At 70.6% G+C, this 25,589-nt stretch carries 28 protein-coding genes and 1 pseudogene; 11 read left to right on the top strand and 18 right to left on the bottom strand.

Annotation, left to right across the window (positions count from 1 at the left end):
- Positions 1-253 precede the first annotated feature (253 nt).
- The gene (locus IEY96_RS24585) at positions 254-814 is read right to left on the bottom strand and encodes a TetR/AcrR family transcriptional regulator (protein WP_189197188.1); all 561 of its coding nucleotides are present in this window, start codon (positions 812-814) and stop codon (positions 254-256) included.
- A gap of 89 nt (positions 815-903) precedes the next feature.
- Here IEY96_RS24585 and IEY96_RS24580 point away from each other — a divergent pair, with 89 nt between their 5' ends.
- Both IEY96_RS24580 and IEY96_RS24575 read left to right on the top strand, forming a co-directional pair.
- Positions 904-1,773: an alpha/beta fold hydrolase gene (locus IEY96_RS24580; RefSeq protein ID WP_189197187.1), complete on the top strand. Its 870-nt coding sequence runs from the start codon at positions 904-906 to the stop codon at positions 1,771-1,773.
- 4 nt (positions 1,774-1,777) lie between these two features.
- Positions 1,778-2,275 carry an HPP family protein gene (locus IEY96_RS24575; RefSeq protein ID WP_189197186.1) on the top strand — a complete coding sequence of 166 codons (498 nt, stop codon included), beginning with the start codon at positions 1,778-1,780 and terminating at the stop codon, positions 2,273-2,275.
- Positions 2,276-2,508: 233 nt separating this feature from the next.
- Here IEY96_RS24575 and IEY96_RS24570 read toward each other — a convergent pair whose 3' ends face one another.
- From IEY96_RS24570 to IEY96_RS24560, 3 genes are all read right to left on the bottom strand, one after another.
- Positions 2,509-2,871, bottom strand: a complete 363-nt coding sequence (locus IEY96_RS24570; protein ID WP_189197185.1) for a hypothetical protein — start codon at positions 2,869-2,871, stop codon at positions 2,509-2,511.
- A 12-nt stretch (positions 2,872-2,883) separates the two neighbouring features.
- Entirely contained in the window at positions 2,884-3,096 is a 213-nt protein-coding gene (locus IEY96_RS24565) for a hypothetical protein (RefSeq protein ID WP_189197184.1), read from the bottom strand.
- Positions 3,097-3,167: 71 nt separating this feature from the next.
- Positions 3,168-4,580, bottom strand: a complete 1,413-nt coding sequence (locus IEY96_RS24560; RefSeq protein ID WP_229791862.1) for an MFS transporter — start codon at positions 4,578-4,580, stop codon at positions 3,168-3,170.
- 63 nt (positions 4,581-4,643) lie between these two features.
- Here IEY96_RS24560 and IEY96_RS24555 point away from each other — a divergent pair, with 63 nt between their 5' ends.
- Entirely contained in the window at positions 4,644-5,270 is a 627-nt protein-coding gene (locus IEY96_RS24555) for a TetR/AcrR family transcriptional regulator (RefSeq protein ID WP_229791861.1), read from the top strand.
- A 227-nt stretch (positions 5,271-5,497) separates the two neighbouring features.
- Positions 5,498-7,000, top strand: coding sequence for a copper resistance CopC/CopD family protein (locus IEY96_RS24550; protein ID WP_229791860.1), 1,503 nt, complete (start codon positions 5,498-5,500; stop codon positions 6,998-7,000).
- 113 nt (positions 7,001-7,113) lie between these two features.
- Here the strand turns inward: IEY96_RS24550 and IEY96_RS24545 are convergent, their stop codons facing one another.
- The gene (locus tag IEY96_RS24545) at positions 7,114-8,535 is read right to left on the bottom strand and encodes a DHA2 family efflux MFS transporter permease subunit (RefSeq protein ID WP_189197182.1); all 1,422 of its coding nucleotides are present in this window, start codon (positions 8,533-8,535) and stop codon (positions 7,114-7,116) included.
- Positions 8,536-8,780: 245 nt separating this feature from the next.
- On the opposite strand from IEY96_RS24545, the gene IEY96_RS32870 reads away from it, so the two are divergent.
- Entirely contained in the window at positions 8,781-9,062 is a 282-nt protein-coding gene (locus IEY96_RS32870; RefSeq protein WP_189197181.1) for a heavy-metal-associated domain-containing protein, read from the top strand.
- Positions 9,063-9,161: 99 nt separating this feature from the next.
- On the opposite strand, the gene IEY96_RS24535 is transcribed toward IEY96_RS32870, so the two are convergent.
- From IEY96_RS24535 to IEY96_RS24520, 4 genes are all read right to left on the bottom strand, one after another.
- The gene (locus IEY96_RS24535) at positions 9,162-10,085 is read right to left on the bottom strand and encodes a M56 family metallopeptidase (RefSeq protein ID WP_189197180.1); all 924 of its coding nucleotides are present in this window, start codon (positions 10,083-10,085) and stop codon (positions 9,162-9,164) included.
- Positions 10,082-10,444, bottom strand: coding sequence for a BlaI/MecI/CopY family transcriptional regulator (locus IEY96_RS24530; protein ID WP_189197179.1), 363 nt, complete (start codon positions 10,442-10,444; stop codon positions 10,082-10,084). Before IEY96_RS24530 ends, IEY96_RS24535 begins: the two co-directional genes overlap by 4 nt.
- A gap of 376 nt (positions 10,445-10,820) precedes the next feature.
- The gene (locus IEY96_RS24525; protein WP_189197178.1) at positions 10,821-11,510 is read right to left on the bottom strand and encodes a DUF305 domain-containing protein; all 690 of its coding nucleotides are present in this window, start codon (positions 11,508-11,510) and stop codon (positions 10,821-10,823) included.
- Between the two features lie 74 nt (positions 11,511-11,584).
- Entirely contained in the window at positions 11,585-11,992 is a 408-nt protein-coding gene (locus tag IEY96_RS24520) for a DUF6153 family protein (RefSeq protein WP_229791859.1), read from the bottom strand.
- 509 nt (positions 11,993-12,501) lie between these two features.
- On the opposite strand from IEY96_RS24520, the gene IEY96_RS24515 reads away from it, so the two are divergent.
- Complete coding sequence (locus tag IEY96_RS24515; RefSeq protein ID WP_189197177.1) at positions 12,502-12,717, top strand: SHOCT domain-containing protein; 216 nt, start codon at positions 12,502-12,504, stop codon at positions 12,715-12,717.
- Between the two features lie 33 nt (positions 12,718-12,750).
- On the opposite strand, the gene IEY96_RS24510 is transcribed toward IEY96_RS24515, so the two are convergent.
- Both IEY96_RS24510 and IEY96_RS24505 read right to left on the bottom strand, forming a co-directional pair.
- Entirely contained in the window at positions 12,751-13,155 is a 405-nt protein-coding gene (locus tag IEY96_RS24510; RefSeq protein WP_229791858.1) for a sensor histidine kinase, read from the bottom strand.
- A 199-nt stretch (positions 13,156-13,354) separates the two neighbouring features.
- Positions 13,355-13,555: pseudogene (locus tag IEY96_RS24505) on the bottom strand (NlpC/P60 family protein); the annotation flags it as partial.
- 270 nt (positions 13,556-13,825) lie between these two features.
- Between IEY96_RS24505 and IEY96_RS24500 the strand changes: the two are divergent.
- Positions 13,826-14,380, top strand: coding sequence for a hypothetical protein (locus IEY96_RS24500; protein ID WP_189197176.1), 555 nt, complete (start codon positions 13,826-13,828; stop codon positions 14,378-14,380).
- Positions 14,381-14,473: 93 nt separating this feature from the next.
- Here the strand turns inward: IEY96_RS24500 and IEY96_RS24495 are convergent, their stop codons facing one another.
- Together IEY96_RS24495 and IEY96_RS24490 are read right to left on the bottom strand one after the other, a co-directional pair.
- Complete coding sequence (locus IEY96_RS24495) at positions 14,474-15,178, bottom strand: response regulator transcription factor (protein ID WP_189197175.1); 705 nt, start codon at positions 15,176-15,178, stop codon at positions 14,474-14,476.
- Positions 15,175-16,419 (bottom strand): sensor histidine kinase, encoded by a 1,245-nt coding sequence (locus IEY96_RS24490; protein WP_189197174.1) that lies wholly within the window; start codon positions 16,417-16,419, stop codon positions 15,175-15,177. The genes IEY96_RS24495 and IEY96_RS24490 overlap by 4 nt, the downstream gene beginning before the upstream one ends.
- Before the next feature lie 202 nt (positions 16,420-16,621).
- Here IEY96_RS24490 and IEY96_RS24485 point away from each other — a divergent pair, with 202 nt between their 5' ends.
- Genes IEY96_RS24485 through IEY96_RS24470 form a run of 4 tightly spaced genes read left to right on the top strand, consistent with a single transcriptional unit; the run spans position 16,622 to position 21,498 of the window.
- Complete coding sequence (locus IEY96_RS24485; RefSeq protein ID WP_189197173.1) at positions 16,622-17,050, top strand: DUF6220 domain-containing protein; 429 nt, start codon at positions 16,622-16,624, stop codon at positions 17,048-17,050.
- Entirely contained in the window at positions 17,047-19,047 is a 2,001-nt protein-coding gene (locus IEY96_RS24480; protein WP_189197172.1) for a multicopper oxidase family protein, read from the top strand. The genes IEY96_RS24485 and IEY96_RS24480 overlap by 4 nt, the downstream gene beginning before the upstream one ends.
- Positions 19,037-19,321, top strand: a complete 285-nt coding sequence (locus IEY96_RS24475) for a hypothetical protein (RefSeq protein ID WP_189197171.1) — start codon at positions 19,037-19,039, stop codon at positions 19,319-19,321. Before IEY96_RS24480 ends, IEY96_RS24475 begins: the two co-directional genes overlap by 11 nt.
- Positions 19,321-21,498, top strand: a complete 2,178-nt coding sequence (locus IEY96_RS24470) for an MMPL family transporter (RefSeq protein ID WP_229791857.1) — start codon at positions 19,321-19,323, stop codon at positions 21,496-21,498. The genes IEY96_RS24475 and IEY96_RS24470 overlap by 1 nt, the downstream gene beginning before the upstream one ends.
- 108 nt (positions 21,499-21,606) lie before the next feature.
- On the opposite strand, the gene IEY96_RS24465 is transcribed toward IEY96_RS24470, so the two are convergent.
- From IEY96_RS24465 to IEY96_RS24445, 5 genes are all read right to left on the bottom strand, one after another.
- Positions 21,607-22,065, bottom strand: coding sequence for an SRPBCC family protein (locus tag IEY96_RS24465; protein ID WP_189197169.1), 459 nt, complete (start codon positions 22,063-22,065; stop codon positions 21,607-21,609).
- 81 nt (positions 22,066-22,146) lie between these two features.
- Complete coding sequence (locus IEY96_RS24460) at positions 22,147-23,331, bottom strand: ABC transporter permease (RefSeq protein WP_189197168.1); 1,185 nt, start codon at positions 23,329-23,331, stop codon at positions 22,147-22,149.
- Positions 23,328-24,014, bottom strand: a complete 687-nt coding sequence (locus IEY96_RS24455; RefSeq protein ID WP_189197167.1) for an ABC transporter ATP-binding protein — start codon at positions 24,012-24,014, stop codon at positions 23,328-23,330. The genes IEY96_RS24460 and IEY96_RS24455 overlap by 4 nt, the downstream gene beginning before the upstream one ends.
- Positions 24,011-25,114, bottom strand: coding sequence for an efflux RND transporter periplasmic adaptor subunit (locus tag IEY96_RS24450; RefSeq protein WP_189197166.1), 1,104 nt, complete (start codon positions 25,112-25,114; stop codon positions 24,011-24,013). Before IEY96_RS24450 ends, IEY96_RS24455 begins: the two co-directional genes overlap by 4 nt.
- The gene (locus IEY96_RS24445) at positions 25,111-25,578 is read right to left on the bottom strand and encodes a hypothetical protein (RefSeq protein ID WP_189197165.1); all 468 of its coding nucleotides are present in this window, start codon (positions 25,576-25,578) and stop codon (positions 25,111-25,113) included. Before IEY96_RS24445 ends, IEY96_RS24450 begins: the two co-directional genes overlap by 4 nt.
- Between the last annotated feature and the right edge of the window lie 11 nt (positions 25,579-25,589).

Here is a 25,589-nt window from a genome sequence, read left to right as displayed (position 1 = left end):
CCCGTCACCAGCAGGCCCGGCCGCACCACCTTCACCGTGGCCGTGGTCCCGCCGGCGACCTTCTCGTCGTAGCCACGGATCGCCGCCGGGCCGGCCTTGGTTCCCGGGTGAAGCCCTTGCCGCGCCAGCGGTCTGCTCGTCGTGGACGATCTCCCGCTCCCACCGCGGCCAACGCGTCCAGCGGCGGCTACCGGCAACCCGCTTTCGTTGATGGACCACATCGACGGCGGCGCCGTTTCGTTCGGCGGGACGGTCAGTCCGGGACGTCCGCGTCGAGCAGGCGCCGCGCGGCTGCGCGGGCTTCGCGGGCCGGCTCCGGGCTGCCGGCGATTGCCGCGGTGACCATCGCCCCGTTCGCCAGGATGAGCAGCTGCCCGGCGCGCGCCGGAGGCTGGTCCGCGTCCGCGACCAGGGCGGCGATGTGGTCGGCGAAGGCCCGCTTGTGGGTACGGACGATCTCGACGACGTTCTCCGACGCGGCGCCGAGTTCGGCGAACGAGTTGATGAAGGCGCACCCTCGGTAGTCGGGCTGGCCGAACCACTCGTAGAGGTAATCGAATACCGCCAGGATCCGCTCGGTGGGGTTGGTCCGCGCCGACGTGTACGCCTCCAGCTCCGCGCGGATGGCCAGGTCGCGCCGCCGTAGCACCGCCTCGACCAGGTGCTCCTTCGACGGGAAGAGCTGGTAGGTGCGCTTGAGCGAGACGCCGGAGGCGGCCCTGATGGCGTCCATGCCGACCGCCTGGATGCCTCGGTCGTAGAAGAGCGTGTCGGCCGCGTCGAGCAGACGGGCCTCGGCCGTCGTGTGGTCCATGTCAAAGTCCCTTGCGCAGAGAACCGTCGTTCTCCTACGGTAGCAACCAGTCGGAGAACGATCGTTCTCCAGGTTGTCGAGGAGTCGGCATGTCCCCTTTCGCCACCCGTCATCACCTGGTCACCGTCGCCGGCCAGCAGGTCTTCTACCGCGAGGCCGGAGATCCGAGCCGGCCGACGTTGGTGCTGCTGCACGGCTTTCCCACCAGCTCACACATGTTCCGCAACCTGATCCCCGCACTGGCCGACGAGTTCCACCTCGTCGCCCCTGACCACGTCGGCTTCGGGCAGTCTTCGGCACCGCCAGTGGACGGGTTCGACTACAGCTTCGAGCGGCTCACCGAGATCACGCTCGGTCTGCTGGACACGCTCGGCATCGACCGGTTCGCCCTGTACCTGCACGACTACGGGGCGCCGATCGGCCTGCGGATCGCCAGCCGCCACCCCCAGCGGGTCACCGGGCTGATCAGCCAGAGCGGGAACGCCTACACCGAGGGCTTCACGCCGTTCTGGGAAGTCCTGTTCGAGCACGCCAAGGACCGCCAGGCCCACGAGCCCGCGGTCCGGCGACTGCTGGAGGCCGAAGCGACCCGCTGGCAGTACACCCACGGCGTGCCCGCTGACCGCCTCGACCGGATCGGCCCGGAGACGTGGCTGCTCGACCAGGCCGGCCTGGACCGGCCCGGCAACCGGGAGGTGCAGCTGCAGCTCTTCTGGGACTACCAGTTCAACCTGGACGTCTACCCCGACTTCCAGCGGTACTTCCGTCAGCACCAGCCGCCCACGCTCGTCACCTGGGGCCGGCACGACGAGATCTTCGGCTCCGCCGGCGCCGAGGCGTACGCCCGGGATCTGCCCGGCGCGGAGATCCACCTGCTGGACACCGGCCACTTCGCGCTGGAGACCCACGGCGACGAGATCGCAGACCTGATCCGCGCCTTCCTGCGGCGGACGCGGTAGAGCCGTGTCCTCCGCCACCCTGCGGTCACGAACCGGCCGGCGGGAGGCCTGGGTCGTCGCGCTGAGCGCGGGCAGCATGCTGCTCGGCGCGGCGGCCCTGCTCGCCATCACCGAACAGCTGACCGGTCTGGACGTATTCGCGTTGCCCTTCGTCGCGTCGGCGGCGGTCCTGGCCATGGCGCCCCGCGCGCCGCTTGCCCGACCCGCCGCAGTGCTGCTCAGCTATGCCTCCTGCGCCCCGATCGCGGTGGCGATCACCGCCGCGGTGGGCCCTTCGGTGTGGACCGCGACCGCGGCGGCGGTGTCCTCGGTGGTGGCCATGCTGCTGCTGGGGGCGCCGCACGCACCGGCGGCCGTCTGCGCCGCGTTCATCGGGCTGGCCGGCGCCAGCCCCGGCTATCCCGTCCACACGGTGCTGCCGGCCGTGTCGATCGTGCTCGGGGCGGCGCTACTCAGCGCGCGGCTTCTGCCCCACTACGACTACCGGCCGTCCTGGCGCTGAACGGCCCGCCGGCGGTCGACTCCGACTCGGACCGGCAGGTGACATGGGTCAGGCCGAATCGGTGGGACTGGGGCCGGCTGGGCGTGATCACGCCCAGCCGGCCTCGGTCATCCGCACGGCCGGGTAGCTGGTGCGGGCTCACGAACACCTGCCCGGCAAGGTCTGTGACCCGACGGCGGAACGCGGCGTGACGAGAACCCCCTTGGGCGCCAAGGCTTGCCGCCGACACAGGGTCAGTCACTGACGCCAAGGTGCAGCAGCCAGATGCGGTCGCCCTCACGGACGACGAGATCGACGTAGGCCGCCTCGTACCAGTCCTCGGTGTCCACGGTAAGCGCCCAGGACTCGGCGGAGTCGGCCCAGAGCCGCCCCATCAGGGCCACAGCCCATTCCGTGAGCGCTTCGGCCAGGTCCCGCGCCGGCGACTGCTCGGCCCAGGCGCGCGGCTGCCGAGTCGGAACGAACAACCCCGGCAGCGCCTCGCGAACCAGGGCGGACCAGGAACTCACCGACTCCAGCCCCGAGACCCGGCACTGCCGCGGTAGCAGCGCGTTCACCGAGGTGACGACGTCGTCGTCGGTCAGCGGGCCGTCCACGAGTGTGAAGGTTCAGGCGTGGTCAACCTCTTCCAGCAGGTCCTCGAGGACCCGCAGGGCGTGCCGAACCATCTCCGGAACCGCGTCCGGCCTCGCGTCGCGCACCGCTGACAGCACGGCCCAGTTGAATCCGATCACGTCGGTCAGGCTAACGAGCACCGCCAGCAGAGCTGGTTGAGCACGATGCCGCAGATCCGGGTCGCCCGAAGCCGCCGGCAGCAGCACGCGACACCACCGGACGGTCCTCGGTTCCACAGCGGCCCGAAGAGGCGCTCCGGGCAGGCGGCGGAGTCCGTTCAGTGCGCATGGGCCTTCGCACCCGTGGGTGGCTTCAGGTTCGGGACGATGAGCAGCGACACGACCGCCGCCGCAGCGGCCGTCGCCGCAGCGAAGGTGAAGGCACGGGTGAAGCCGACGCTGCTGCTGCCAGCGATACTCGCCGCCGCGATGCTGGACACCACTGCGACGCCGAGGGCGGCGCCGAACTCGTGGAAGGTGCTGAGGAGACCCGAGGCCAGTCCGGCTTCGTGATGAGCGACCTGTGCCAGGGCAGTTGTGGAGGCGGCAACGAAGGCGGCGCCGATGCCCGCTGCGCCGACGCTGATCCCGGTCACCATCGCAGCCGCGCTGTCCCAGAACGCGGGGAGCGCGGTGCCGAGCGCGGCGATCGCAAGGCCAGCGGCGGCGACCGGCCGGGCACCGAGGCGGCCGATGAGGTGACCGGCGACCTGGGCTCCGACGATCGTTGCCAGGGCGACCGGCAGGAACAGCAGCCCGGTGCGCAGAGCCCCGTAACCCTTGTGGTGTTGCAGGTAGAACGACCCGAGGAAGAACACCGCGATCATCAGAGCCGTCGCTGCCAGGATGAGGAACGTGCCGGCGGCAACCGGCCGGCGGCTCAGGATCCGCAGGTCCATCAGGGGTGAGCGCACGGTGCGTTGCACGACGGCGAACACGACGTAGAGGACGACGGCACCGGCCAGCGTCCCGAGGGTCGTCGCGGTCAACCAGCCGCGGTCGCCGGCGTTGATCAGCGCGTAGATCGCCGTGCCGGTTGCGGCGGTGACGAGGATGGCGCCTGGCACATCGAGACGTGCCCGGGTTGCCGGCGACAGGTGCGCCGGCAGCATCCGGGCCAGTGCCACCAGCACGATCAGGCCGATGGGCACATTGATGTAGAACACCCACTGCCAACCAGGGCCTGCGGTCAGTACGCCGCCGAGCAGAACACCGATCGCCGAGCCGCCGCCGCCGAGCGCGGACCACACGCCGAGGGCCTTGTTGCGTTCGTTCCCGTGGAAGGTTCTCGTGACCACCGACAGCGCCGCAGGCGACAGCAACGCCGCACCGACACCTTGCGCGACTCGGCCGCCGATCAGCAGAGCGGCACCCGGGGCCAGACCGGTGACCAGGGACGCGGCCGTGAACACGAGCAGGCCGAGCAGGACCACGCGGCGGGCGCCGAAGAGATCGGCCGCCCTCCCGCCGAGCAGCATCAGGCCGCCGAACATCAAGGTGTACGCACTGACGACCCAGGTCAGTGTGTCGCGTTCCAGGCCGAGGTCCGTGCCGATGTGCGGCAGCGCGATCGCCACCACGGTGACATCCAGGATGAGCATGAACTGCGCGACGCCGAGCAGTGCCAGCAGGCGCCAGCGGCGTGGGTCGGCGGCGAAGGTGTCGGGTTGGTCGACGGCCTGAGCGGACACGGAGTGGCCCCCAATTCGAACAGCTGTGTTTGAGTTGTGTCGGGTACAGTAACTCGTACAGCAGTGTTCGACAAGGGAGTCCGGGTGGCGGCAACGGGGCAGGCGAAGACGCCGGGCAGGCGGGCCGATGCGCAGCGCAGCATCGCGGCGATCCTTGAGGCCGCCGTGAAGGCCCTGAGCCGCAACCCGGAGGCCAGCGTCAGCGAGATCGCCAAAGCCGCGGGCGTCGGCAGGGTCACGCTCTACGGTCACTTCCCGAACCGCGCCGATCTGGTTCAGGCGGCGCTCGCTCGGGCCATCGACGAGGGCCACAGCGCCCTCGACGCGGTCGACCTGAGCGGCGACCCGAGGCAGGCACTCACCCGGCTGATCCATTCCAGCTGGCTACTGGTGAACCAGTCCCGGTCCCTCCTGCTGGCGGCTCAGGAGGTTCTTCCACCTGGCCGCATCCGTGAGCTGCACGCCGGGCCGGTGGAGCGCGTCGAAGGCCTCGTCAGGCGCGGCCAGGAGGAGGGAATTTTCCGCAGCGACCTCTCGACTCCCTGGCTGGTCGGCGTCATGCACAGCGTGATGCACAATGCCGCCGACGAGATCAACGCCGGCCGCCTGGACATGGAGGAGGCGCCGGCGTTCATCACCGCCACCGTACTGGCCGCCTTCACTCCGCCCGGCAGCCGCGTTCCCGCCTGAGCAGCCACCAGCAGTTGGCGGCCCTACTATGTGTGGGTAGTAGTTGCCCTAGGATGGCGACCGCATCCGGTAGGAGCAATGTGTGGGCGTCGGGTCCACGCCTCCTCGGCGAAAGGATCGACAGCGCCTTTCCAGCGGCGTCGCCGGGCGGCCTGACCTTGCCTGCCGCCGCATCGGGTCCTGCCGAACAGTTGTCAGCACGTCGCGCCGCACTCTGGGCACTACGGGTGTGGCTGGCGCTGTTTCCCGCCCTCATCGTGGCGCTCGCGTTCGCCTCCCCCGCCGCCGCGCACTTCAAGCTGTTGAAGGCTGTGCCGGCCGACGGCGCGCGGGTCGATGCCGTTGCGGAGATCCGGCTGACGTTCAGTGCCGCCGGCACGCCCACCGGAGCTGGATTCAAGCTCTCCGACGGCACGGGCAACGTCGTACCGGTGACCAGCCACACCCCCGACGGTGGCCGTACCTGGTTGGTTCACCCGAGCGTTCCCCTGACCGGCGGCACGTTCAAGCTGCGATGGAATGTCGCAGCCCCGGACGCCCACCCGCTGACCGGTGTCCTCACCTTCGCGGTGGCCTCGCCTCCCCCGTCGGCCGGAGCGACCGCCAGTCCCCAGGCATCCAACGGCCCGCACGGACACGCCGGCCATGGCCTGCCCTCGGCCTCGCCACCCGCCCACTCCGGCGGACACGCCGTCGGCCATACCGCTGATGCGGAACAGGAGCCCGTACGGTTCGTCGGCGCCGTCGGGCGGTGGCTTTCCTACGCGGCGATCCTGCTCGGTGTCGGTGGTCTCGTCTTCGCGTTGACCACCTTGGTCGGCACTCGCAGTGACATCCGGGTGGTGCAGGTATGGGTGCGGGCGGCTGGGCTGACCGTGGCGGCCGGAGCGGGCCTTGAGTTGGCTGCACTCGCGGCGGTCTTCAGCGAGCAGGGCACCTTCGCCTCGGCGGCCAGCGTCCCGGCGTTGGCCGCGCTCAGCCAGACGCCGGTGGCCGCCAGTCTGGCCCTGCGGTTCACCGGCGCGGCCGGCCTGCTCGTGTCGGGTTCACTCGAAGCGGCGCTGATCCGGGGTCGACACGCGGTCGGGCGTCACGCCGTTCCGACCGTTGCCGCGATACCCACCGACTCTCGGAACCTGGTGACGCCTGCCGCTGATGGGACGACCGGCGACGGCGTCCGGCGGGTGCGAGCGCGAGCGGTCCGCCCTGTGCTCCTGGGTCTCACCGTGGCCCTGCTACTGGGTTCCTTCTTGCTCGACGGGCACACCGTCACCGCGGAACCTCGGGTCGTCGTCGTGGCGGCCGACGTCGCCCACACCATCGCCGCCGCAGTGTGGGTCGGCGGGGTTCTGCTCCTGGCCGCGCTCCTGCTCGGCCGCGCCCGCACGGGCGCACCGACGGGCGCCGCCGAGATGGCGTTGCGCTTCTCCATACCGGCCACCGCTGCGGTAACGCTCACGGGTGTCGCCGGTGTCGCGCTGACCCTGGCGATCCTGGAGCGGCCGGTCCATCTCGTGACCACCAGCTGGGGCCGGGTGCTTCTTGTCAAACTTGCCCTGGTGGCGGTTGTTGCCGTTGTCGGGTTCCACAACAGCAGGCGTGTGGTGCCCCGGCTCGACGACCCAGGGATGGACGGCACTCTTCGGCTACGCCGCACCGTCCTGGTCGAAGCGCTGCTGATGGTGGCCGTCCTGCTGGTCACCGCCATCCTCGTCAACGCCGAGACGTAGCCGGCACGAGCGCGTTGGTCGACTCGGCGCTCGTCGCAGGTCGGCGCCGGTGGATCAGCCTCCTCGGGCTGATCCACCGGCATCCGGTGGGCGGTCGATGGTGTCGGTTCGGATCAGGCGACGCTCACGGGTTGGGCGTCGTCGGCCGGCTGCCGCCGGGCGCCGCGCAGGGTGAGCCCGGCGGTGACCGCGCCTGCGGCGGCGATGATCCCGGCGCCGATGAAGGCGGCGGAGTAGCCGTCGGTGAGGGCGGGCAGGTCGCCGAGCCGGTCTGCGCCGGCGGCGGAGGCGACCGCGGTCATCGCGGCCAGACCGAGCGCCGAGCCGACCTGGTAGCTGGTGTTGACGATGCCGGAGGCGAGTCCACCTTCCTCGGGTCGGGCGCTGGAGATCGCCGTGCCGAGCGACGGGATGAACGCCAGCGACATGCCCAGCGCGGCGACCAGTGAAGCCGGCAGGACGTCGACGGTGTAGCTGCCGTCGGGGCGTACCAGGGCGAGCCAGCCGAGCCCGATGGCGAGGATCGCGAGGCCGGTGACCACCATCGGCTTCGCGCCGAACCGGGCGATGGCCCGCGGGGCGAGCGCGATCATGCCGATCATGATGAGGATCGTCATCGGCAGCAGCGCGGCGCCGCTGGGGAAGGCGCTGTAGCCGAGGACCTGCTGCAGGTAGAGGTTGAGGAAGAACCACATCGGGATCCAGGCCGCGCCGAGCAGCAGTTGGGCGATGTTGGCGGCGGCGAGGTTCGGAGCGCGGAAGATCGACAGGCGCATCAGCGGCTCGCGCCGGGACGCCTGGATGGCGACGAAGGCGGCCAGGGCGACGACGGCTGCGGCGAGGACCAGCCAGGTCTGCCCGGAGGTCCAGCCGACCTCGGGGGCGCGGACGATTCCGTAGACGGCGGCGCCGAGGCCGACGGTCACCGTCAGGGCGCCGAGGACGTCCAGGGACCCGCGGCGGGTACCCCCGGTGGGCATGAGGGCCGGGGTGGCCAGCAGCGCAAGGACGGCGATCGGGATGTTGATGTAGAAGACCCAGGGCCAGCTGATGTATTCGGTGATGACGCCGCCGAGGAAGACGCCGGCGGTTCCGCCGGCGGGTGCGGCCGCGCCGTACAGGGCGAGGGCCCGGGTGAGTTCCCTGGGTTCGGCGCCGAACAGCATCATCAGCAGGGTGAGCGCCGACGGGGCGATCAGTGCGGCGCCGGCGCCTTGCACAGCGCGGGCGGTGAGTTCGACGGCGACGCTGTCGGCCAGGCCGGCGACGGCCGAACCGATGAGCAGGATGAGCCAGCCGGCGGCGAACATGCGGCGGGCACCGAGCAGGTCGGACAGTCGGCCGCCGAGCAGGAGCAGGCCGCCGAACGCGACGACGTAGGCATTGAAGACCCAGGACAGGTTCTCGGGTGAGAAGCCGAGGTCAGCCTGTATGCGTGGTAGTGCGACGCCGATGATCGAGGTGTCCATGATGACCATGAACTGGGCGAGGGCGATGAGTCCGAGGGCCCACCAGCGCTTGGCGGCGGATGACATGGCAGCGACTCCTTCAATTACCCCTAGGGGGTATGGGTAGTGGCAAAGTTCTACCCCCTACCCGTATTGATCGTCAAGTGATGCGGCCTATATCCACCTTTCGGTAAGGCGATGCTCCGAAGTGTTGAGACGTATACGGGGGTGGGGTATGTTGGGCCCTGTCCAGCCACGCACCGCTGGCCCGTCCCCGGACGGACCCTGCGCACCCGTCGACGGCATCGTCTGCAAACACCGAGGAGATCCACATGTGCGGCAATGAATCGAGCTGCGGCTGCGGCACCGTCACGATCGACAGCGCCCCCACGGCCGCAGACACCACCGGCGCCCGGAGCACCTATCAGGTGTCGGGCATGACCTGCGGCGGCTGCGCCAAGAAGGTGACCGGGCACGTCTCCGAGATCACGGGCGTAACCGATGTCCAGGCCGACGTCGCCGCGGGCACCATCACTGTTCTCAGCGCCAACCCTCTGGACACCGACGACGTCCGCGCCGTCGTGCAGCGGGCCGGCTACCAGCTCGTGGAGTGACCCGGCTACAGGCGCATCCGACCAGCGACCGTGAAGCCGGTTGCGGCGCCGGTTGACGCCCCGCACGCGGGACACGCCGCCCCGGCTGTCACCGGAGGTCTAGAGACACGTGATGACGGCAGCGAGCATGCCGATGCTCACGGGCGCCATGAGGGCAGCCGCGGCGAGCGCGGCGCGGATCGCAAGGTTGCGGCCGTGCGGGGTCCGCGACTGAAGTCGCTGGAGCCGAATTCCCACCTCTCCCCCGGCCATCGACAGGGCGGACGGCGGGTGCGGGGCGCCGGCGAAGCTCAGGAGTGCACCTCGCACGGCCGCCTGGCCGCATTCCCGGACCGCCGCGGCGTCCGCACGCAGCTCCACGAGCAAGCGGACGGCCGCCGGCGCTTCGCGGGTCAGCGGCAGCCAGGGAACCGCCGACGCGAGCCCTTCCACGGCGGACACCAGCAGGTGGTGACGCTCGCGCAGGTGAGCCCGTTCGTGGCTCATCACCGCGGCGAGCTGGTCCGCCGGCAGGTCACGGGTACAACTGGCGAGCACGGTCATCCCGCCGGCGCCACCGATGCTGTACGCCAACGGGGTCGGGTGAGGGATCCACAGCACCGCGGTGTCGCCTGGCCCGGCCGTCGCACCGCTCAGAGTCAGCAGATCGGCGTGGGCGCGCCGGGCCCGGTAAGCCGACCGCGCGCGACGGGTGCACGACACGACGAACTTCGTGAGCGCCGCGAAAATGATCAGAGCACCGGACGCCCCGAGGACTTCATCGAGGGCAGGCGGGCGGCTGGGCTGCGCCCAGTGCCAACAGAGCCGGGCGAGGTCATGCAGCGCCCAGTCGTGGGCGGCGCCAGGGGCGAGCAACGCGGCGACGGCCAGGGCGAAGGTGACCATCACGGCAGTGAGCAGCCCGAGCCAGCCGAGCAACACCGCGACGGGGTCAGCTACGTGGCGGAAGCAGAATCGCAGCGCGACCGGACCGCACCAGGCAGCGATCCCGGCACCGGCGAGCAGTGCCAGCGCGACACTCACGCCTCGGGCTCCCGTTCGTGGAGCACCTGCTTGAGGATGTGCAGTTCCCGCTTCGAGGCTGATCTGGCGAAATGCAGGAGCACCAGATCGGGGTCGGTGCTGGTCTCCAGCACGTGGCGCAGCGTGCGGGCGGTGATCTCCTCACGGGTGCCGGCAGGGCGGTAGCGGTACGCCTTGCCGTCCTTCTCGCGGGCGGCCCAGCCTTTGCGGTGCAGGTTGTCGAGCACGGTGAGAACGGTCGTGTAGGCCAGGGCACGGTCGGTGGTCAGCCCGTCGAGGACGTCTCTGACCAGCAGGGGTTGGTCGGCCCGCCAGAGGACCTCCATGACTGCCGCCTCGAGTCTGCCCAGCTCCGCCACGTGCGCTCCCTTCGTGCCGCAAGGGTACGCGGGGCGACGCGCCAGGCCGGCAGGACGGGCCGAGGAAGCGCCGGCTGCTGGCGAGCGCAGTGGCCCGATGCCTCGTCACCCGCCAGGAGGTCGGCCACACCTTCGGCCTGGACCACCAGGACGAGAACTTCGACAAACCAACCTCGGCACCTGCATGGACTACACCGACGACCCCGGCACCAGGTTCACCGAGGCACATCGCGGCCCCTCGCCGAGTGGCGAGGGACCGCTTGTGCTGGTGCGGGTCAGGCCGCGCGAGTCGGCCCGCTCGGCCCCGGTGAGGTCCTGACCACGGAGCCTCTCGTGGGGTGGGGAAAGCCGTCCGGCCCGGCCCGACAGGCGCCGTCTAGAGGCGGTCGAGGATCTTCTGCAGGGTCTGCACCTCGGCGGCCTGATCCGAGGCGATCTTGGCGGCGAGCGCCTTGGCCTCGGGATTGGTGCCGTTGGCCTGCTCGGTCCTGGCCATCTCGATGGCGCCGTTGTGGTGGGCGATCATCATCTCGGCGAACTTCTTGTCGAAGGCGGTGGCCTTGGCCGCGGTCAGGTCCGCCATCTCCTGCTCGGACATCATGCCGGGCATGTTCGAGTTCATGCCTGGCATGTCATGACCGGGCGAGGCCGACATCCCCGGCATGTTGTGCCCGGGCGCCGAACTCATGCCCGGCATGCTGTGGTTGCTCGGGAGTTCGGTGGACTTCCCCCACGCCGTCAACCACCCCTTCATGGTGGTGATCTCCGGATCCTGCGCCGCCTTGATCTTGGCAGCCAGGTCCTTCAGCTCGGGGTCGCTCGCTCGGGTCGGGGCCAGGTCGGCCATCTCGACCGCCTGCTGGTGGTGCGGGATCATCATCTGGGCGAACATCACGTCCGCGTCGTTGAAGGTGGCGTTGGCCGGGGACGAGGTGCTCGTCGACGGGCTGCTGTTGCCGTGCCGCATGCCGGCCGTGTCGTCACCGCCGCCGCACGCGGCGGTGACGAGCAGAGCGGACAGGGCGACGCCCGCGAGGGCGCTGCGGCGCAGGATGGTTCGCTTCATCAGGTACGTGGTCCTTGTCGCTAGGTCTGCGGTAAAGGGTCGTGGGATCCGAGCAGTGCGGATTCGCGCGCTTCCTATGTCCGCATGACCGACACAGCGGTCAGATGTAGCCCGATGGGACGGTGCGACGGGGCCCGACGCCTCCCGGTCGCCCAGGATCGTGGGCCAGCGGGCACGCAGAGATCCCATCGGCGGTGCCGCAGCAGCGACAGGGAGCCGAGGACCAGGACGCCGCCCAGCACAGCCAGGCACACGGTGAACGCGTGCAGGCCGTCTTTGCGGCCGTGCGAGCCATGGTGGCCCTGCGCTGGAGCCGGCGCGTCTTCGATCGTGTGGACGGCGGACGTCATGTGCCCGACGCCGGGGGATACGAGGTCGGACGGGTGGCCGAAGGTGTGCATGCCGAACACGCCGAACGTCAGGGCGACGAGCAGCACCAGCCGCAGGAGCGTCTGCCTCCGCAGCCTCGGTTCCTTCAGCATCGGACCTTTCATCCCATAACCAGACTAATTGTGCGAATGCGGCCGATGGCAGACCTCACTCGTCCCGACGCGCTTCTACTAATCGCGCATAGTAGATGGCATACCATGGGCACCTGCCGAGGGACCGCGGGTTGGGGGTCAACCCGCCCGACGGACAGCTCTACGTCGCGACCCACCACGGCGTCGTGCGCTTGTCCCACCACGGCTCACTTGGCCTGCCGGCCTCGAGGTCGGCGGGCACGGTGGCGTCGAGTTGCCGCCGCCCGCGTACGCCGTGGCGTCGACGACGGCCTGGACCACGTCCGGGCGGTGAGCGGAAGTCGCGGGCCTTCGCGGTCAGGCCACGGTCGCCCGGCGGCACGGTGGTCACGGCGGTCACTCCGGTGACGGCGAGCAGGCATCCTCGCGTGGGCCGGCCTCGGCGGCGAGGTGATCCGGTAGCCGTGGCGGGTATGCCGGCGAGCCCGCCCTGAAATTCGCGGTCCCACTGCGGAGAGGACGCGGATCCCATGCACGACAACGGCTGGATCTGGCCGATGGGCGCCATGATGATCGGCTGGCTCATCCTGGCCGTGATCATCGTCGCTGCGGTGTGGCTGGCCGTGGGCAACGGCCGGCGGCCCGCAGACCGCAACGACTCGGCGCGGCGCATCCTGGCCGAGCGCTACGCCCGCGGGGAGTTGGATGTCGAGGAGTACCACCGCAGGTTGGACGCGTTGCGCTGACCGCTCCCCCACGCGGCCACACCCCGCAGGTGGTCAGCTGACGTCGAGCGGTCCCGTGGCGGGCAGGGTGACGGTGAACGTCGCGCCCTTGCCGGGGCCCTCACTGGCGGCGCTGATCCGGCCGCCGTGCTGGACGACGATCGCGCGGGCGACGGCCAGGCCGATGCCCGATCCACCATGCTCGCGGTCCCTGGCGGTGTCCGCCCGATAGAAGCGCTCGAAGACGTGCGGCAGGTGCCGTGCGTCGATGCCGTCGCCCGTGTCCGCGATGCCGAGGTGCACACCGCCGTCGTCCCGGGTCGCGCGCGCACTCACGCTGCCGGCGGGCGGGGTGTGGCGTAAGGCGTTGTCGAGGAGGGTGCCCAGCACCTGGCCCAAGCGTTCCGCGTCGGCGTCGATCAGTCCGACATCCGGTGCGACCTGCTCGTGCAACGTCACGCCCTTGGTGGCGTACCGCGGTCGGGCGGCGGCGACGGCGGCGCTGACGAGTTCGCTCTACCACGCCGAGACCGGCATGATGATCACCTTGGCCCACGAGGAGTAGCCGGGCCTGCCCTTGCCAGAGGTGACGGAGGACCCGGTCCGTGGAAAGGGGCGGGAGCCTCCGTCGCAGGCTGGCGGTCAGGTCACGCGGCGCGTGAGCGAGATGCCCGCGGCCTTTGTAGGCGTACTGGGTGAGACCGGAACAGTCGAAGGCGTCCGGACCGTCGGCACCCCAGACGTAGGGGTCCCCGAAATGCTGGCACGCGACCCGGATCGCCGTCTGCGCGGCATTGTCGACCACGCCGGAGATGGTGGGGCAGCCCGTCACCTTCACCGTCGTCCTGGGCAGCGAGGCGGTAGGCGTTTGATTACCCGCCGGCTCGACCCGGAGGCCGGCCATCCCCTGGCGGTTCAGGCCCGCGGACGTTCTGCCACCGAGACAGCCGGACGCGCGACGCCTGACTTCCATCGCCGCCGGCCCCCGCTGGGGAGTCCGGTGGTGGGCTGACCGGCCGCCCCGCCCTGCCTGACCGGCCACAACAACAGTCACCAACCCGACAACCCGTAGTCCCGGGCAACCATCCCGACCAGCATCGACACGCCAACATCACGTGGGGAGCACAGCATGACCGAGCCGTACCCGAACCAGCAGCCGCAGCAGCCCTACCAGCAGGGCAGCCCCGGATACCCGCCCCAGCAGTACCAGCCCGCGGACCCCGGGCAGCCGCAGCCCACCGGCTTCGTCACCACCCCGCCGCCGACCAAGCCCAACCGCCGCAAGCCGCTCCTCCTCGCACTCGGCGCCGCCCTCGCCGTGCTGGTGCTCACCACCGCCGGCCTCGCCGTCTACGAGGGCTTCATCAAGGAGGACTCCGGCGTCGCGGCCTGCAAGGCGATGCGCGACGGCACGTCGGTCGTCGCCGACGACAAGTCCGGCAGCGACGACAAGATGACCGAGGCCGAGTACCGCGAGGTGCGGGAGCTGTTCGAGGATTCCCGGCACGAGAAGCTGCGCGAGCACGGCACCGCGCTGGTCGACATCGTGTGGCAGGTGTCGAACCTGCCGGAAGGCGAGGAGATGGGGGCACTGGCGTTCATCGGGCCGATGGGCACCCACGTGGCCGGGCTGCAGACGGCGTGCGCCGACCAGGGCGTGATCGTCAACCTGAACAAGAAGTAGCCCGAACAGCCGGAAGCCGCCTACCGCCGAGAGGGGTGGGCGGCTTCTTCATGTATCGATTGCCCGTCAGGGGATGCCGCAGTCCTCGGTCGCTCAGGGTGCCATGTGCGGACTGACCAGTCCCGCTTGATAGGCGATGACAACGAGTTGCGCGCGGTCGCGCGCACCCAGTTTCGCCATCGCGTGGCTGACGTGGGTGCGCGCGGTGGCCGGGCTGAGAAACAACTTGGCGCCGATCTCGTTGTTGCTCAGGCCCTGTCCCACGAGGGCCAGCACCTCGCGCTCGCGCTGGGTCAGCACCGCGAGCCGGCCCTCCGCGGCCTGGTTGGCTGTTCGTTGCGCGGTGAACTGGCCGATGAGTCGTCGGGTGATCCGCGGCGCGAGCAGCGCTTCTCCGGCGGCGATCACCCGGATGGCGTGCAGGAGCTCGGCAGGTCCGGCGTCCTTGAGCAGGAAGCCGCTGGCGCCGGCTTGTAATGCCTCGAACACGTGGGCATCGGTGTCGTAGGTGGTGAGGATGAGTACCCGGACCTGTTCCAACCCGTGCGTCCCGGTGATCTGGGCGGTGGCTTGAATCCCGTCCAGCTTTGGCATGCGGATGTCCATGAGGACGACGTCCGGGCGGTTGGCGCGGGCCAGCGCGACGGCTTCGGCGCCGTTGGTGGCCTCTCCCACCACCGTGATGTCGTCCTCGACGTCGAGCAGCATTTTGAACCCGGATCGCACCAGGCCCTCGTCGTCGGCGAGCAGCACCTTGATCGGGAGGTTGCTTGCTGGCGACGCGGCCGGTGCGTTCACAGGCGCGACCCGGTCGGCGCGAGAGGCAGCCGGGCCGTGATTTCGAACCCTCCGCCCGGAGTCGGCTCGGCATCGAGTTCTCCGCCCAGCAGTTGACAGCGCTCGCGCATTCCGAGGATCCCGCGGCCGGGCCTGGCCGAGGTGCCGGTGCCGGTCGGCTGCCGGGCCGACAGGTGCGAGCCCGCAGGGTGATCACCTGGGGCGGCACGGCGGCCCTCATCGGTCACGCGGATCTCCAGAACGTCGATCCCCGGCTTCAGGGCTACCGTCACCCGAGTCGGGCCGACGTGGCGGATCACGTTGGTGATCGATTCCTGCAGGATTCGGTAGGCCGCGCTCCCCACCGCGCTCGGCAACGGCGCCGCGGGCGGGGTCTGCTCCAGGTTGATGTCGAGTCCGGCAGCGCGTGCCTTGGCGGTGAGTTCGTCGATCTGCTCAAGCCCGGGGTACGGCACACGCCCGTCGTTCTCGTCACGGAGTACTCCGAGGATGGCTCGCATCTCTCGCAGCGCACGAGAACTGGTCTGCTCGATGGCTTGCAGCGCCTCGCGTGCCACTTCCGGCCTCTTGTCGAGCACGTGCGCGGTGACACCGGACTGGACGTTGATGATCGCTATGGCGTGCGCGACAGTGTCGTGGACCTCGCGGGCGATCCGGAGTCGTTCGGCGTCGACCCGCGCCCGCGCCTCCTCCTCGCGAGTTCGTTCGGCCAGCTCGGCGCGGTCCTGAGCCTCGGCTGCGATGACCCGTCGAGACCGGACCGACTCGCCGAGAGCTGCGCTCATCACCGACGCACCGATGCGGAAGAACACCCAGCCGATGGCGGCGCGTGGCTCGATGTCGGCCGCCGCGATGAGCCACCCGACGGCCAGCACCGTGGTCCCCACACCCGCGATCACCAATGACCGGCGGCCGTCACCGTACGCGGTGAGGGTGTAGAGGGCGACGAAGAGCCCGAGCCAGCCCGGTCCGTCCGGGAAGTCGAGGCTGAAGTAGACCAGGCTGGCGAGTGCGGTGGTGACAAACACCGGAACCGGCCACCGGCAGCGGACAGCCACGACCAGACCACTCAGCGCGAGCAGCGCGAATCCGAGGTTTCCGAGGTCGGTGAGCGGGCGCGGCGCCCCGTCGGCGGCAACCTTGGCGACCGTGCCCTGCACCTGCATCACGGCGATGAAGAGCGCGAGCGCAACGTCCTGCGCCACCACCCGCGAGGGAAACGACACGGCACGCTGATCCATGCGGTGATCCTACGGTTCTCGCCCATGGACGACGCTGCGCACAGACGCGCGACCTGCTACGCCGGCGGGCGTAGTGAGATGCGAGGCCGGCTACGCCCGACTGCGTAGACGCTGCCTCCCGCTGTCCGAGGCCACGGCAGCCTCCCCGGCGCGACGATCGCCGCCATGACCGATCACCTCCACCCGCTTCGGGGAGCGCGCCATGCGTAGATTCTTCGCCGGCCTGGCGGCCCTGCAGATGCTGGCCGTCGTCACGCAGTTCTTCCTGGCCGCCAGCGGCGCGTTCGACACGGCGCCCAACGACGAGTCCTTCCAGCCCCACCGCGCGTTGGGCGGCGGGATTGTTCTGATCGCGGTCCTGGTGACCGTCGTCGCCGCGACTGCCCGGATGCCCGGGCGGCTCATCGGGATGAGCGGCCTGGTCGCCGGGCTCGCGGTTGTCCAGTTCGTGATCAAGGGGATCGCCACAGCGCTCGACGGCACCGCCGGCGGGCTCGTCTTCGGCCTGCACGCGGTCAACGGTCTCGCCATCGTGGCGGTGACCGGGATGATCATCCGACAGGCCCGGCAGCTGTCCAGGCCGGCTACGCAGCTGTCCAGGGCGGCCACGCCCGCGCGACAGGCGCCATGACCACCGGGCTGCGGATCGTTCTGGACCACGTTGTGGCGCTGCTGAGCATCGCGGCGTGGTTCGCGGCCGGCGTCGCGCTGGCGCTGCGGCGTACCCGGCTGGCGTCTGCCGTCCTCGTCGCAGCGGTGCTCGTGACGCTCCTCCGGGTGGGCACCGTGGCGATGCTGGCCGGCAGGGGCTGGTGGTTCGTACAGGAGAAGGTGCTCCTGGGGCTGCCTGTGCTGGGGGCCGCCGCGGCCGGCGCCGTGCTGCTCGCCGGCCCGCGACTGCTCGCGGCGAGGCGGGGGCGAGGCGACGGCTGGTCGGTGTCCGGCGTCGTTTCGGTGTTCACCGCGGCGTACGCGGCGCTGGCCGGTCTCGTGGTGACCTTCCTGGTCGGGTACCCGCTGACCTTGAGCACGGCTCTGATCACGATCTCGCTGGTCTGCGCCGGCGCGTTGCTGACCATGCGCGTGGTCGCGCCGGCCGCCGAGGAGACCGCTGGTGCGGGCGTCGCGCCGGCGCTGGGGGGACGCCTGATCTCGCGTCGCCGGTTCCTCGGCTGGAGCGGCGGCGCGGCCGCGCTGACGGCGGCCGGCGCCGGCACCGGCACCGGACTGTCGTTCCTCCCCGCCGAGTCGGTGACGGTGGGAGGGGGTGCCGGACGCTCGTCCCGAGCGGCGGTGTCGGTGGCCGACCTACGGGGCTCCGGCTCGCCGGCACCGGGCGGCACCGTGCGACGACACGTGCTCACCGCGAAGAAGGCCACCGTACGGCTGGCGTCCGGACGCGAGATCGACGCGTGGACCTACAACGGCGAGGTGCCGGGTCCGGCGATCACCGCGATCCAGGGTGACCTGATCGACGTGCGGCTGCGAAACGACGACATCGAGGGCGGGGTGACCCTGCACTGGCACGGCTACGACGTACCGTGCGGCGAGGACGGCGTGCCGGGTCTGACCCAGATGGCCGTGCGGCCCGGTGAGGAATTCGCCTACCGGTTCCGCGCCGACCAGGTGGGCACCTACTGGTACCACACCCATCACGCGTCCCACACCGGCGTACACAAGGGGCTGTACGGAACCCTCGTCGTGACCCCGCGCCAGGGGCAGCGAGCCGACGGGCACGCCGCGGTGGAGCAACTGGACCTGACCCTACCGGTGCACACCTTCGACGGCACCGTCGTGATCGCGGGCAGCGACGGCCGCACCGAACACACCGCACCGCCCGGCACCCCCGTGCGGCTGCGATTGATCAACACCAACTCGAATCCGCACCGGATCGTCCTCGCCGGAACCCCGTTCCGGGTGGCGGCCGTCGACGGCCGGGACCTCAACCAGCCCGGCGAGGTCAGCGACGTCGGGCTGCGCCTGCCCGCGGGCGGGCGACACGACCTGGTGTTCCGTATGCCGGAGACGCCCGTGGCACTCGTTGTCGACGACGATCGTGACGGCGGACTGCGCCTGCGCCCGCATGGTGACGTCCCCGGTGACGCGGGCGCCGAAGACACGTCGGCCCTGCCGGAGCTCGACCTGCTGCGGTACGGAGCCCCGGCCGCCACGCCCTTCGGCGCCCGCGACGCCGACCGGCACTTCACCCTGGTCCTCGACCGCGGACTCGCCATGGTGGATGGCCAACCGGCGTACGCGCAGACCGTCAACGGCCGGGGCCACCCCTCGATCCCCGATCAGCTCGTCGCCGAAGGCGACATCGTCCGGTTCACGGTGGTCAACCGGAGCCTGGAAACGCATCCCTGGCATCTGCACGGTCACCCTGTGCTCGTCCTGTCCAGGGACGGAACACCGTCGACGGGCAGCCCGCTGTGGGTGGACACGTTCGATGTGCGGCCGGGCGAGACCTGGGAGGTCGCATTCCGGGCCGCGAATCCCGGGATCTGGATGAACCACTGTCACAACCTGCCCCACGCGGAGCAGGGCATGATGCTGCGGCTCCACTACGACGGCGTCACGACGCCATTCGGCGGCCCGCACGGCGGAAGCCCGGGCCATGGCCACTGATCCGGCCCGCACCGCCGGGTGCGCGGACGAGCTCAAGTCGGATCTTCTCGTCCTGGTCGCCCGGCACACCCGGGCCGTCATCGACGCCGAACTCCACCGGCTGGCCCGTCGAGCCCCGTCGCTCTCCCCTGCCGACCTGGCCTTCGTCAACACGGTGCTGGAAGACCTCGCCGATTCGACGGTTCTCGCCCCGTTGCGAAACGCACCACGGAACACAGCGCCTCTGCTGACGCGCATTTTCGCGCTGAACACCGATGACATGAGGAGAAGATGATGACAACCGAGGCTCCCCGTACGGACGGAGCTCTGGCGGGACTGGCCCGGTTCTGTTACCGGCGCCGTCGCCTGGTCCTCCTGACCTGGATCGTCGGCGTGATCGCCGTGGCGTTGGTCGGCTTCGGGTACGGCGCCGCCCCCGACAACGACTTCTCCGGTGGGGGCTCGCAGTCGGCCAGGGCGCAGAAGCTGATGGAGAAGCACTTTCCCGAGGAGCAGGGAGACCGGCTCAGCCTCGCGATCAAGGCTGACAAGGGGATCGACGAGCCTGCCTCCCGGCAGAAGATCGAGAGGACCATCGCCGATCTCGCCGACTCACCTGTCACCGGGCCGGTGGTTTCGCCCTATCAGGACAGGAGCCTGGTGACGGCGGACCGCCGAATCGCCCGCATGACGATTCCGCTGAGCGACAAGGAGGTGACGAAGAGCGAGGTCAAGCCCTTGGTGGACATCGTCAAGGCCGCCTCCGACGAGAACGTCACGCTCGCGCTGGGCGGGTACATGGCCGAGAAGGCCGAGACACCCCCGCAGGGTTCGGCCGAGAGCGTCGGCATCCTGGCGGCAGCAGTGATCTTGTTCATCGCCTTCGGGTCGCTGGTCGCAATGGGCTTGCCGATCGTGACCGCCCTCCTGGCAATTGCCGCCGGCCTCGCGCTGATGAAGATGGTCGGGCACGTGGTCCCCGCGCCGGATTTCACTCTGATCTTCGGCGCGATGATCGGGCTCGGCGTCGGCATCGACTACGCACTGTTCATCGTGACCCGCTACAAGGACAGCCTCCGGGACGGCGATGAACCCGAGAGCGCAACGGTCAAGGCCATCTCGACCGCCGGTCGCGCGGTGCTGTTCGCCGGCACGACCGTGGTGATCGCGTTGCTGGGCCTGGTCGTCATGGGACAGCGGCTGATGACCGGGGTGGCCGTCGCCACGTCGGTGATCGTGCTGGTGACGATGATCGCCGCAGTGACGTTGCTGCCCGCGTTCCTGGGCTTCACCGGATACAGGATCAACTCGCTGCGCCTGCCTCGTCGCGCGTCCCGCCGGAACCAACCCGCCGGTGCCCGGTCCCAGCAGCGCCGTACGCCAGCCGAGCGTTGGGCCGGCGTGGTGCAGCGCAGGCCGCTGGTCGCCGCACTCCTCGCCGGCGTGAGCCTGCTGGTGCTGGCCGCCCCCACGCTGTCGATGCGGCTGAGCCAGCCCGACGCCAGCGTCCAGCCCCACGACAGGAGCAGCTACATCTCGTACGAGATCCTCTCCGAGGGCTTCGGTCCGGGCTACGGAGCACCCCTGATCTTCGCCACCGAGGTCGAATCCCAGGATGCCGATCTGGGTTCCGTCGTCGAAGCGGTCAGCAGGACCGAGGGCATCGCCTACGCCACACCACCGCGGGTCAGTGAGAACGGGCAGGCCGTCACCTTCACCGCCTTCCCCACGACCGGTTACCAGGACGAGGCGACCGCGAACCTGGTGCACGAGCTCCGCGACGACGTGCTGCCCCGGACACCCGGCGGCGAACAGGTCCTCGTCGGCGGGCCGAACGCCAGCACCATCGACGTCGCCGAGGAGTCCGGCTCGCGCCTACCCCTGATGATCGTGGTCGTCATCGCGATGTCCATGGTGCTGCTGATCGCGTTGGTCCGGTCGGTCACGATCGCCCTGCAGGCCGCCGTGATGAACCTGCTGTCGATCGGCGCCGCCTACGGCGTGATCGTCGCGGTCGTACAGTGGGGATGGCTCGGCCCGATGCTCGGGTTCCCCGCCGCCATGCCGGTCACGACCTGGGTCCCGATGATGATGTTCCCGGTCCTGTTCGGCCTGTCCATGGACTACCAGGTCTTCCTGACCTCACGGGTCCGTGAGGAGTACGAGCGGACCGGCGACACCCGCACGGCCGTCGCCCGGGGGCTGGCCGGGACCGCAAAGGTCATCACGGCGGCGGCCGCAATCATGATCGCCGTCTTCACCACCTCACTGCTCGGCCCCGACATCGCGGTCAAGCAGGGCGGCCTCGGCATGGCGGTCGCCGTGCTCATCGACGCCACGGTCGTCCGGATGATCCTCGTCCCCGCGGTGATGGAACTGTGTGGCAAGGCGAACTGGTGGATGCCCGGACGCCGGGCACCGAAGGCGACCGCGGCTGCGCAGGCCAGGGTCGGGGAAGAGGCCAGAGTCTGACCCTTCGACCAACCGGAGTGCGGGGAATCTTCGATCGGGCTCCCCGCACTCCATCGAATTGAGGACCGCGTGGCAGTTCCAGACCTGACGCGCGATCTGCAACGCCGCCTAGCCCAGTTCGACGAGTCTGGCGAGGTTCGCCAGGGCCATGCGCGTACCCGTCTCGTTGTCCTCGGCCGGGATCACATCCGGAATGCCGTCATGAACGACGACGACCTCGGTGCCGCCGTCCGCATCGCTGAGCGTCGTGGTCATGGTCATCGCGCCGCGGAGCGCGGGATCGTCGGTCTCGAACTCGACGACCTCGACCACCTGCTGATCGGGTACGAGCTTGGCGAAGTGACCGTGGTAGGTGTCGGTGTGTGCCGTCGACTTGCCGGTACCGTCCGGCGCCTCGTAGGTGAGCGAGACGCGCAACGAGCCGCCCTCGCGTGCGTCGAACTCGTGCACGTGGCCGCTCATGCCGGTGGGCACCCGCCACCTGGCGACCGCGGCCGGGTCCAGCAGTGCCCGATAGACGGCTGAGCGCGGCGCCCTGACGATCTGGGATACCTGCGTGGAGTACATGGAATGAATTTAGTCCGCCCGCCCTCGCCTGCGCCCCGTCACGATCCGGGTCGGCACCGACCGGCTGCACGTCCTGAGCCCTCATGCCATTCGTAGCGCCGTGGCCGGGGAGAGGCGGGCGGCCCGCAGAGCCGGATAGACACCCGCCAGCCCTCCGATGAGGAGGGCGGCGGCCAGCCCCGCGCCGATCGCGGCAGCCGGCACGAGCGTCTGCCAGCCGCGGACGACGGACATCACGTACGTGACCGTGGCGCCCAGCAGGACCCCCGCCGCGCCGCCGCCCGCGCCCAGCAGCAGCGACTCGACCAGGAACTGCGCCGCGATGTGCCGCCGGGTGGCGCCCAGCGCCCGGCGCAGCCCGATCTCTCCGCGCCGTTCCAGGACCGAGATCACCAGCACGTTGGCAATGCCGATGCCGCCGACCAGCAGAGCCACGGCGCCGAGGCCCAGCAGCAGGACGGTGGCTCCGCCGGTGACCGCGAGCCGGGCGGTGAGCGCTTCCGAGGGCCGGCTCACCGCGACCTCCTCGGGGTGGGCCGGGTTGGCCGCCCGCCCGAGCAGCCCGGCCACCTCATCGGTGCGCTCGGTCTGTGCCCGCACGAAGATCCGGGTCGGTCTGCCGTCGTACCCGAATTGGTCGGCCGCCACCGTCGCGCCGATCAGCGCCGAAGCGTCCAGCTCTGGCGCCAGCTCGACCGGCGCCATGATGCCCACCACCGTGTACCAGTGGTGGCCGAGGTAGACCTGCGGATGCCCGGTGACGCGGCGGATGCCCAGCGAGGTGGCAGCGTAGTGGCCGAGCACCACCGCCGGATAACGGGCCGTGGCCGCATCCAGGAAGCGGCCGTCAACCAGGGTGCCGTCCAGCGTGGCGAGTAGCGCCGGGTCGGCGGCCCGCACCGACAGCCCGCCGGTCCGCCCGGGCGGCATCCGGTCGTTGCGGTAGATCCGCACGTCGAGCATCGCGGTCGCCGCCGAGGTGAGCACCCCATCGGTACGCGCCACCGCCGTGCCCGCGGTCACCGGCAACCGGGCCTCCTCCCCGCGGATGGTCTTGCCGCTGCCCACGGTGAGCAGGTTGGTACCGAACCGATCAATGCGGGCAAGTACGTCCGACTGGCTGGACCGGGTGACGCCGAGCACGGCCACCACGGCCGCGATCCCGATCGCCACCCCGAGGATGGACAGCGCCGCCCGGCCGGGCCGCGAGCGCAGGCCCACGGTGCTCACCGGCAGCAGGTCGGCGACGCGCAGGCGGGACCTCACGACGCACCCTCGATGTCCGCCACCACCAGGCCGTCCCGCAACTGGATGCGGCGTCGCATCGCCGCGGCGACCCGCTCGTCGTGCGTGATCACCACGATGGTCACACCGTCGTCGTTGAGCTCGCGGAGCAGTTCGACGATCTCGGCGCCGGTCACGGAGTCGAGGTTTCCGGTGGGCTCGTCGGCGAGCACCACGGCAGGGCGGCCGACCAGCGCGCGGGCGATCGCCACCCGCTGCCGCTCGCCGCCGGACAGGTGTGCCGCAGGGAAGTCGGCGCGGTGGGCCAGCCCGACCCGCTCGCAGGCGGAACGGGCGGCGCGCCGGCGTTCGGCGGCCGGCACACCGCGGTAGAGCAGGCCGGTGGCCACGTTCTCAGCCGCACTCAGCCGCTCCAGCAGAAAGAACTGCTGAAAGACGACTCCGAGGAGGTGCGCACGCACGCCGGAGAGCTGCCCGTCGCGCAGCTTCTCGACCGGGTGGCCGGCGATGCGTACCGAGCCGCCGGACGGGCGGTCCAGGCCGGCGGCCAGGTTGAGCAGCGTGGTCTTGCCGGATCCGGACGGGCCTGCCACGGCGACCAGCTCGCCGCTGTGCACGGTGAGGGTGACACCGCGCAAGGACTCGACCGGCGGCGTCCCGGGGTAGACCTTGCGCGTATCGATCAGCTCCAGGACGGCGGTCATTGCGCCGGCACCTCCACGGTCTGGCTGGCGGTGAGGCCGCGGACGATCTCCACCTGGCCGTTGCTCTCGTCGAAGCTGCCCGGTTCCACCTGAACCGCGGCCCCACCGGCCAGACGCACCTGGTAGCCGCCGCCCGGCCGCGCGAGCAGTGCGGCGATCGGGACCAGCAGGACATCGCGGCGGGTTCCGGTGACGATGTCGACGGTCACCGGTGCCTGATCCAGGCCGGAGCCGCGGGGCAGGCGGACAGCGATGGTGAGCGGGACCGTCGCGGTGTCCGGGTTCGCCGGCTGCTGCGGGCCGTTGCCCGAGTCGGCGGAGGGCGCCGTCGCGACCTCGCCGACGCCGGTGACCCGACCGGGGATCGGGTCGGCGTCCGGCAGGCCGACCTCGACATGGTCGCCGGTGTGCACAGTGCTGCGCTGCGCGGTGTCCAGTTGTACGGTCACCGCCCGGTCCGTCGACGTCCCGCTGAGCACCGTCATCCCGGGCCCGACGGTGCCGCCGACCCGGATCTGCAGCTGGGTGACGCGCAGCGGGGCGGGCAGGAACACGACCTCGCCCTGGGCCAACCGTCCGGTGCGCTGGGACGCCGACCGTCCCCAGGACGTCTCCCACCGTCGGATCGCCGCAGCCGTGGTCGCGCTGAAGTGCCGGTCCACCGTGATCCGGTGGTACGGGTCGAAGCCCATGGCGACCAGGTTGCGCTCCAGTTGCCGCACGTCGGGGCCGTCACTCATCCCGTACCGGAAGCCACGGTAGGCAGGAACACTGCCCAGCAGGAGACGGACCGGTGCGTCGGCGACCCGGTAGAGGACGGCGCCGCGGCCGATCGTGTCGCCCGAGTCAGGCCCTGTGGTCAGCACGCCCGGCGCGCCCTGATGGTCGACGGTGTAGGAGCCCAGGTACCCGAGGACGCCGCCGACCTGGATGCGTTCGGTGAGCGTGCCCTGGGTGACCGTGGCGGTTCCGATGGCCACCGTGGCGGCGGGCGTGTCGGGGGCGTTCCCCTGGGGGCGGGCGGCGTAGGCCACGCCGGCGGCGAGCGGCGCGGCCACCGCGACCGCGAGCACGGTGCCGGTCCCCCGCCGGCGGCTCACTTCTTGCCTTCGTTCGCGCCACCGCCGTTGTCGTGGATGCGGACATCCCCGCTCCAGACCTGCCTGCACGCCTGGGCCGCCGTGTTCATCCGCTGGGGCGGGACTCCGTCGGCCAGCGGGGTTCCGGTGAGGTCGAACTCGCCGGCGGCGTTCGGGTCGGGGAACTCGGGGATGCCGTGCTCGCGGATGCACTTGGCGTACTCGCCGAGCTTCCGCACGTCCTCGGACGAGAGCTGTGCCTTGGGGCGGAACGCCGTTGCGGGATACCGGTCCTCGATCGACTTGCACGCCTCGATGGCCCCGGGATGGCTCCGCAGGTCGGTCTTCCATTCATACCCGCCCTGAGGTGGGAACTGGAGGTATCCCTCCGAGCTGAGGTCGGCGTCCGGCATCCGGGGCAGACCGTGGTCGCGCAGGCACTGAACCCACTCCTGGCCGAGGGCGAGCAGCTGCTGACGGCTCACCGAGGCGGACG

The sequence above is a fragment of the Micromonospora fulviviridis genome (assembly GCF_014648395.1).
Lineage (GTDB): Bacteria > Actinomycetota > Actinomycetes > Mycobacteriales > Micromonosporaceae > Micromonospora > Micromonospora fulviviridis.
The sequence above is the reverse complement of the archived record's forward strand: the minus strand, read 5'-3'. Positions and strand labels throughout refer to the sequence as shown.

Excerpts from the sequence above, each read along its gene's own strand:
- IEY96_RS24465 (WP_189197169.1), bottom strand. The coding sequence starts at position 22,065 with ATGTACTCCACGCAGGTATCCCAGATCGTCAGGGCGCCGCGCTCAGCC.
- IEY96_RS24545 (WP_189197182.1), bottom strand. The coding sequence starts at position 8,535 with ATGTCATCCGCCGCCAAGCGCTGGTGGGCCCTCGGACTCATCGCCCTC.
- IEY96_RS24500 (WP_189197176.1), top strand. The coding sequence starts at position 13,826 with ATGACCGAGCCGTACCCGAACCAGCAGCCGCAGCAGCCCTACCAGCAG.
- IEY96_RS24475 (WP_189197171.1), top strand. The coding sequence starts at position 19,037 with ATGGCCACTGATCCGGCCCGCACCGCCGGGTGCGCGGACGAGCTCAAG.
- IEY96_RS24585 (WP_189197188.1), bottom strand. The coding sequence starts at position 814 with ATGGACCACACGACGGCCGAGGCCCGTCTGCTCGACGCGGCCGACACG.
- IEY96_RS24480 (WP_189197172.1), top strand. The coding sequence starts at position 17,047 with ATGACCACCGGGCTGCGGATCGTTCTGGACCACGTTGTGGCGCTGCTG.
- IEY96_RS24520 (WP_229791859.1), bottom strand. The coding sequence starts at position 11,992 with ATGCTGAAGGAACCGAGGCTGCGGAGGCAGACGCTCCTGCGGCTGGTG.
- IEY96_RS24580 (WP_189197187.1), top strand. The coding sequence starts at position 904 with ATGTCCCCTTTCGCCACCCGTCATCACCTGGTCACCGTCGCCGGCCAG.
- IEY96_RS24485 (WP_189197173.1), top strand. The coding sequence starts at position 16,622 with ATGCGTAGATTCTTCGCCGGCCTGGCGGCCCTGCAGATGCTGGCCGTC.
- IEY96_RS24515 (WP_189197177.1), top strand. The coding sequence starts at position 12,502 with ATGCACGACAACGGCTGGATCTGGCCGATGGGCGCCATGATGATCGGC.
- IEY96_RS24525 (WP_189197178.1), bottom strand. The coding sequence starts at position 11,510 with ATGAAGCGAACCATCCTGCGCCGCAGCGCCCTCGCGGGCGTCGCCCTG.
- IEY96_RS24490 (WP_189197174.1), bottom strand. The coding sequence starts at position 16,419 with ATGGATCAGCGTGCCGTGTCGTTTCCCTCGCGGGTGGTGGCGCAGGAC.
- IEY96_RS24455 (WP_189197167.1), bottom strand. The coding sequence starts at position 24,014 with ATGACCGCCGTCCTGGAGCTGATCGATACGCGCAAGGTCTACCCCGGG.
- IEY96_RS32870 (WP_189197181.1), top strand. The coding sequence starts at position 8,781 with ATGTGCGGCAATGAATCGAGCTGCGGCTGCGGCACCGTCACGATCGAC.
- IEY96_RS24470 (WP_229791857.1), top strand. The coding sequence starts at position 19,321 with ATGACAACCGAGGCTCCCCGTACGGACGGAGCTCTGGCGGGACTGGCC.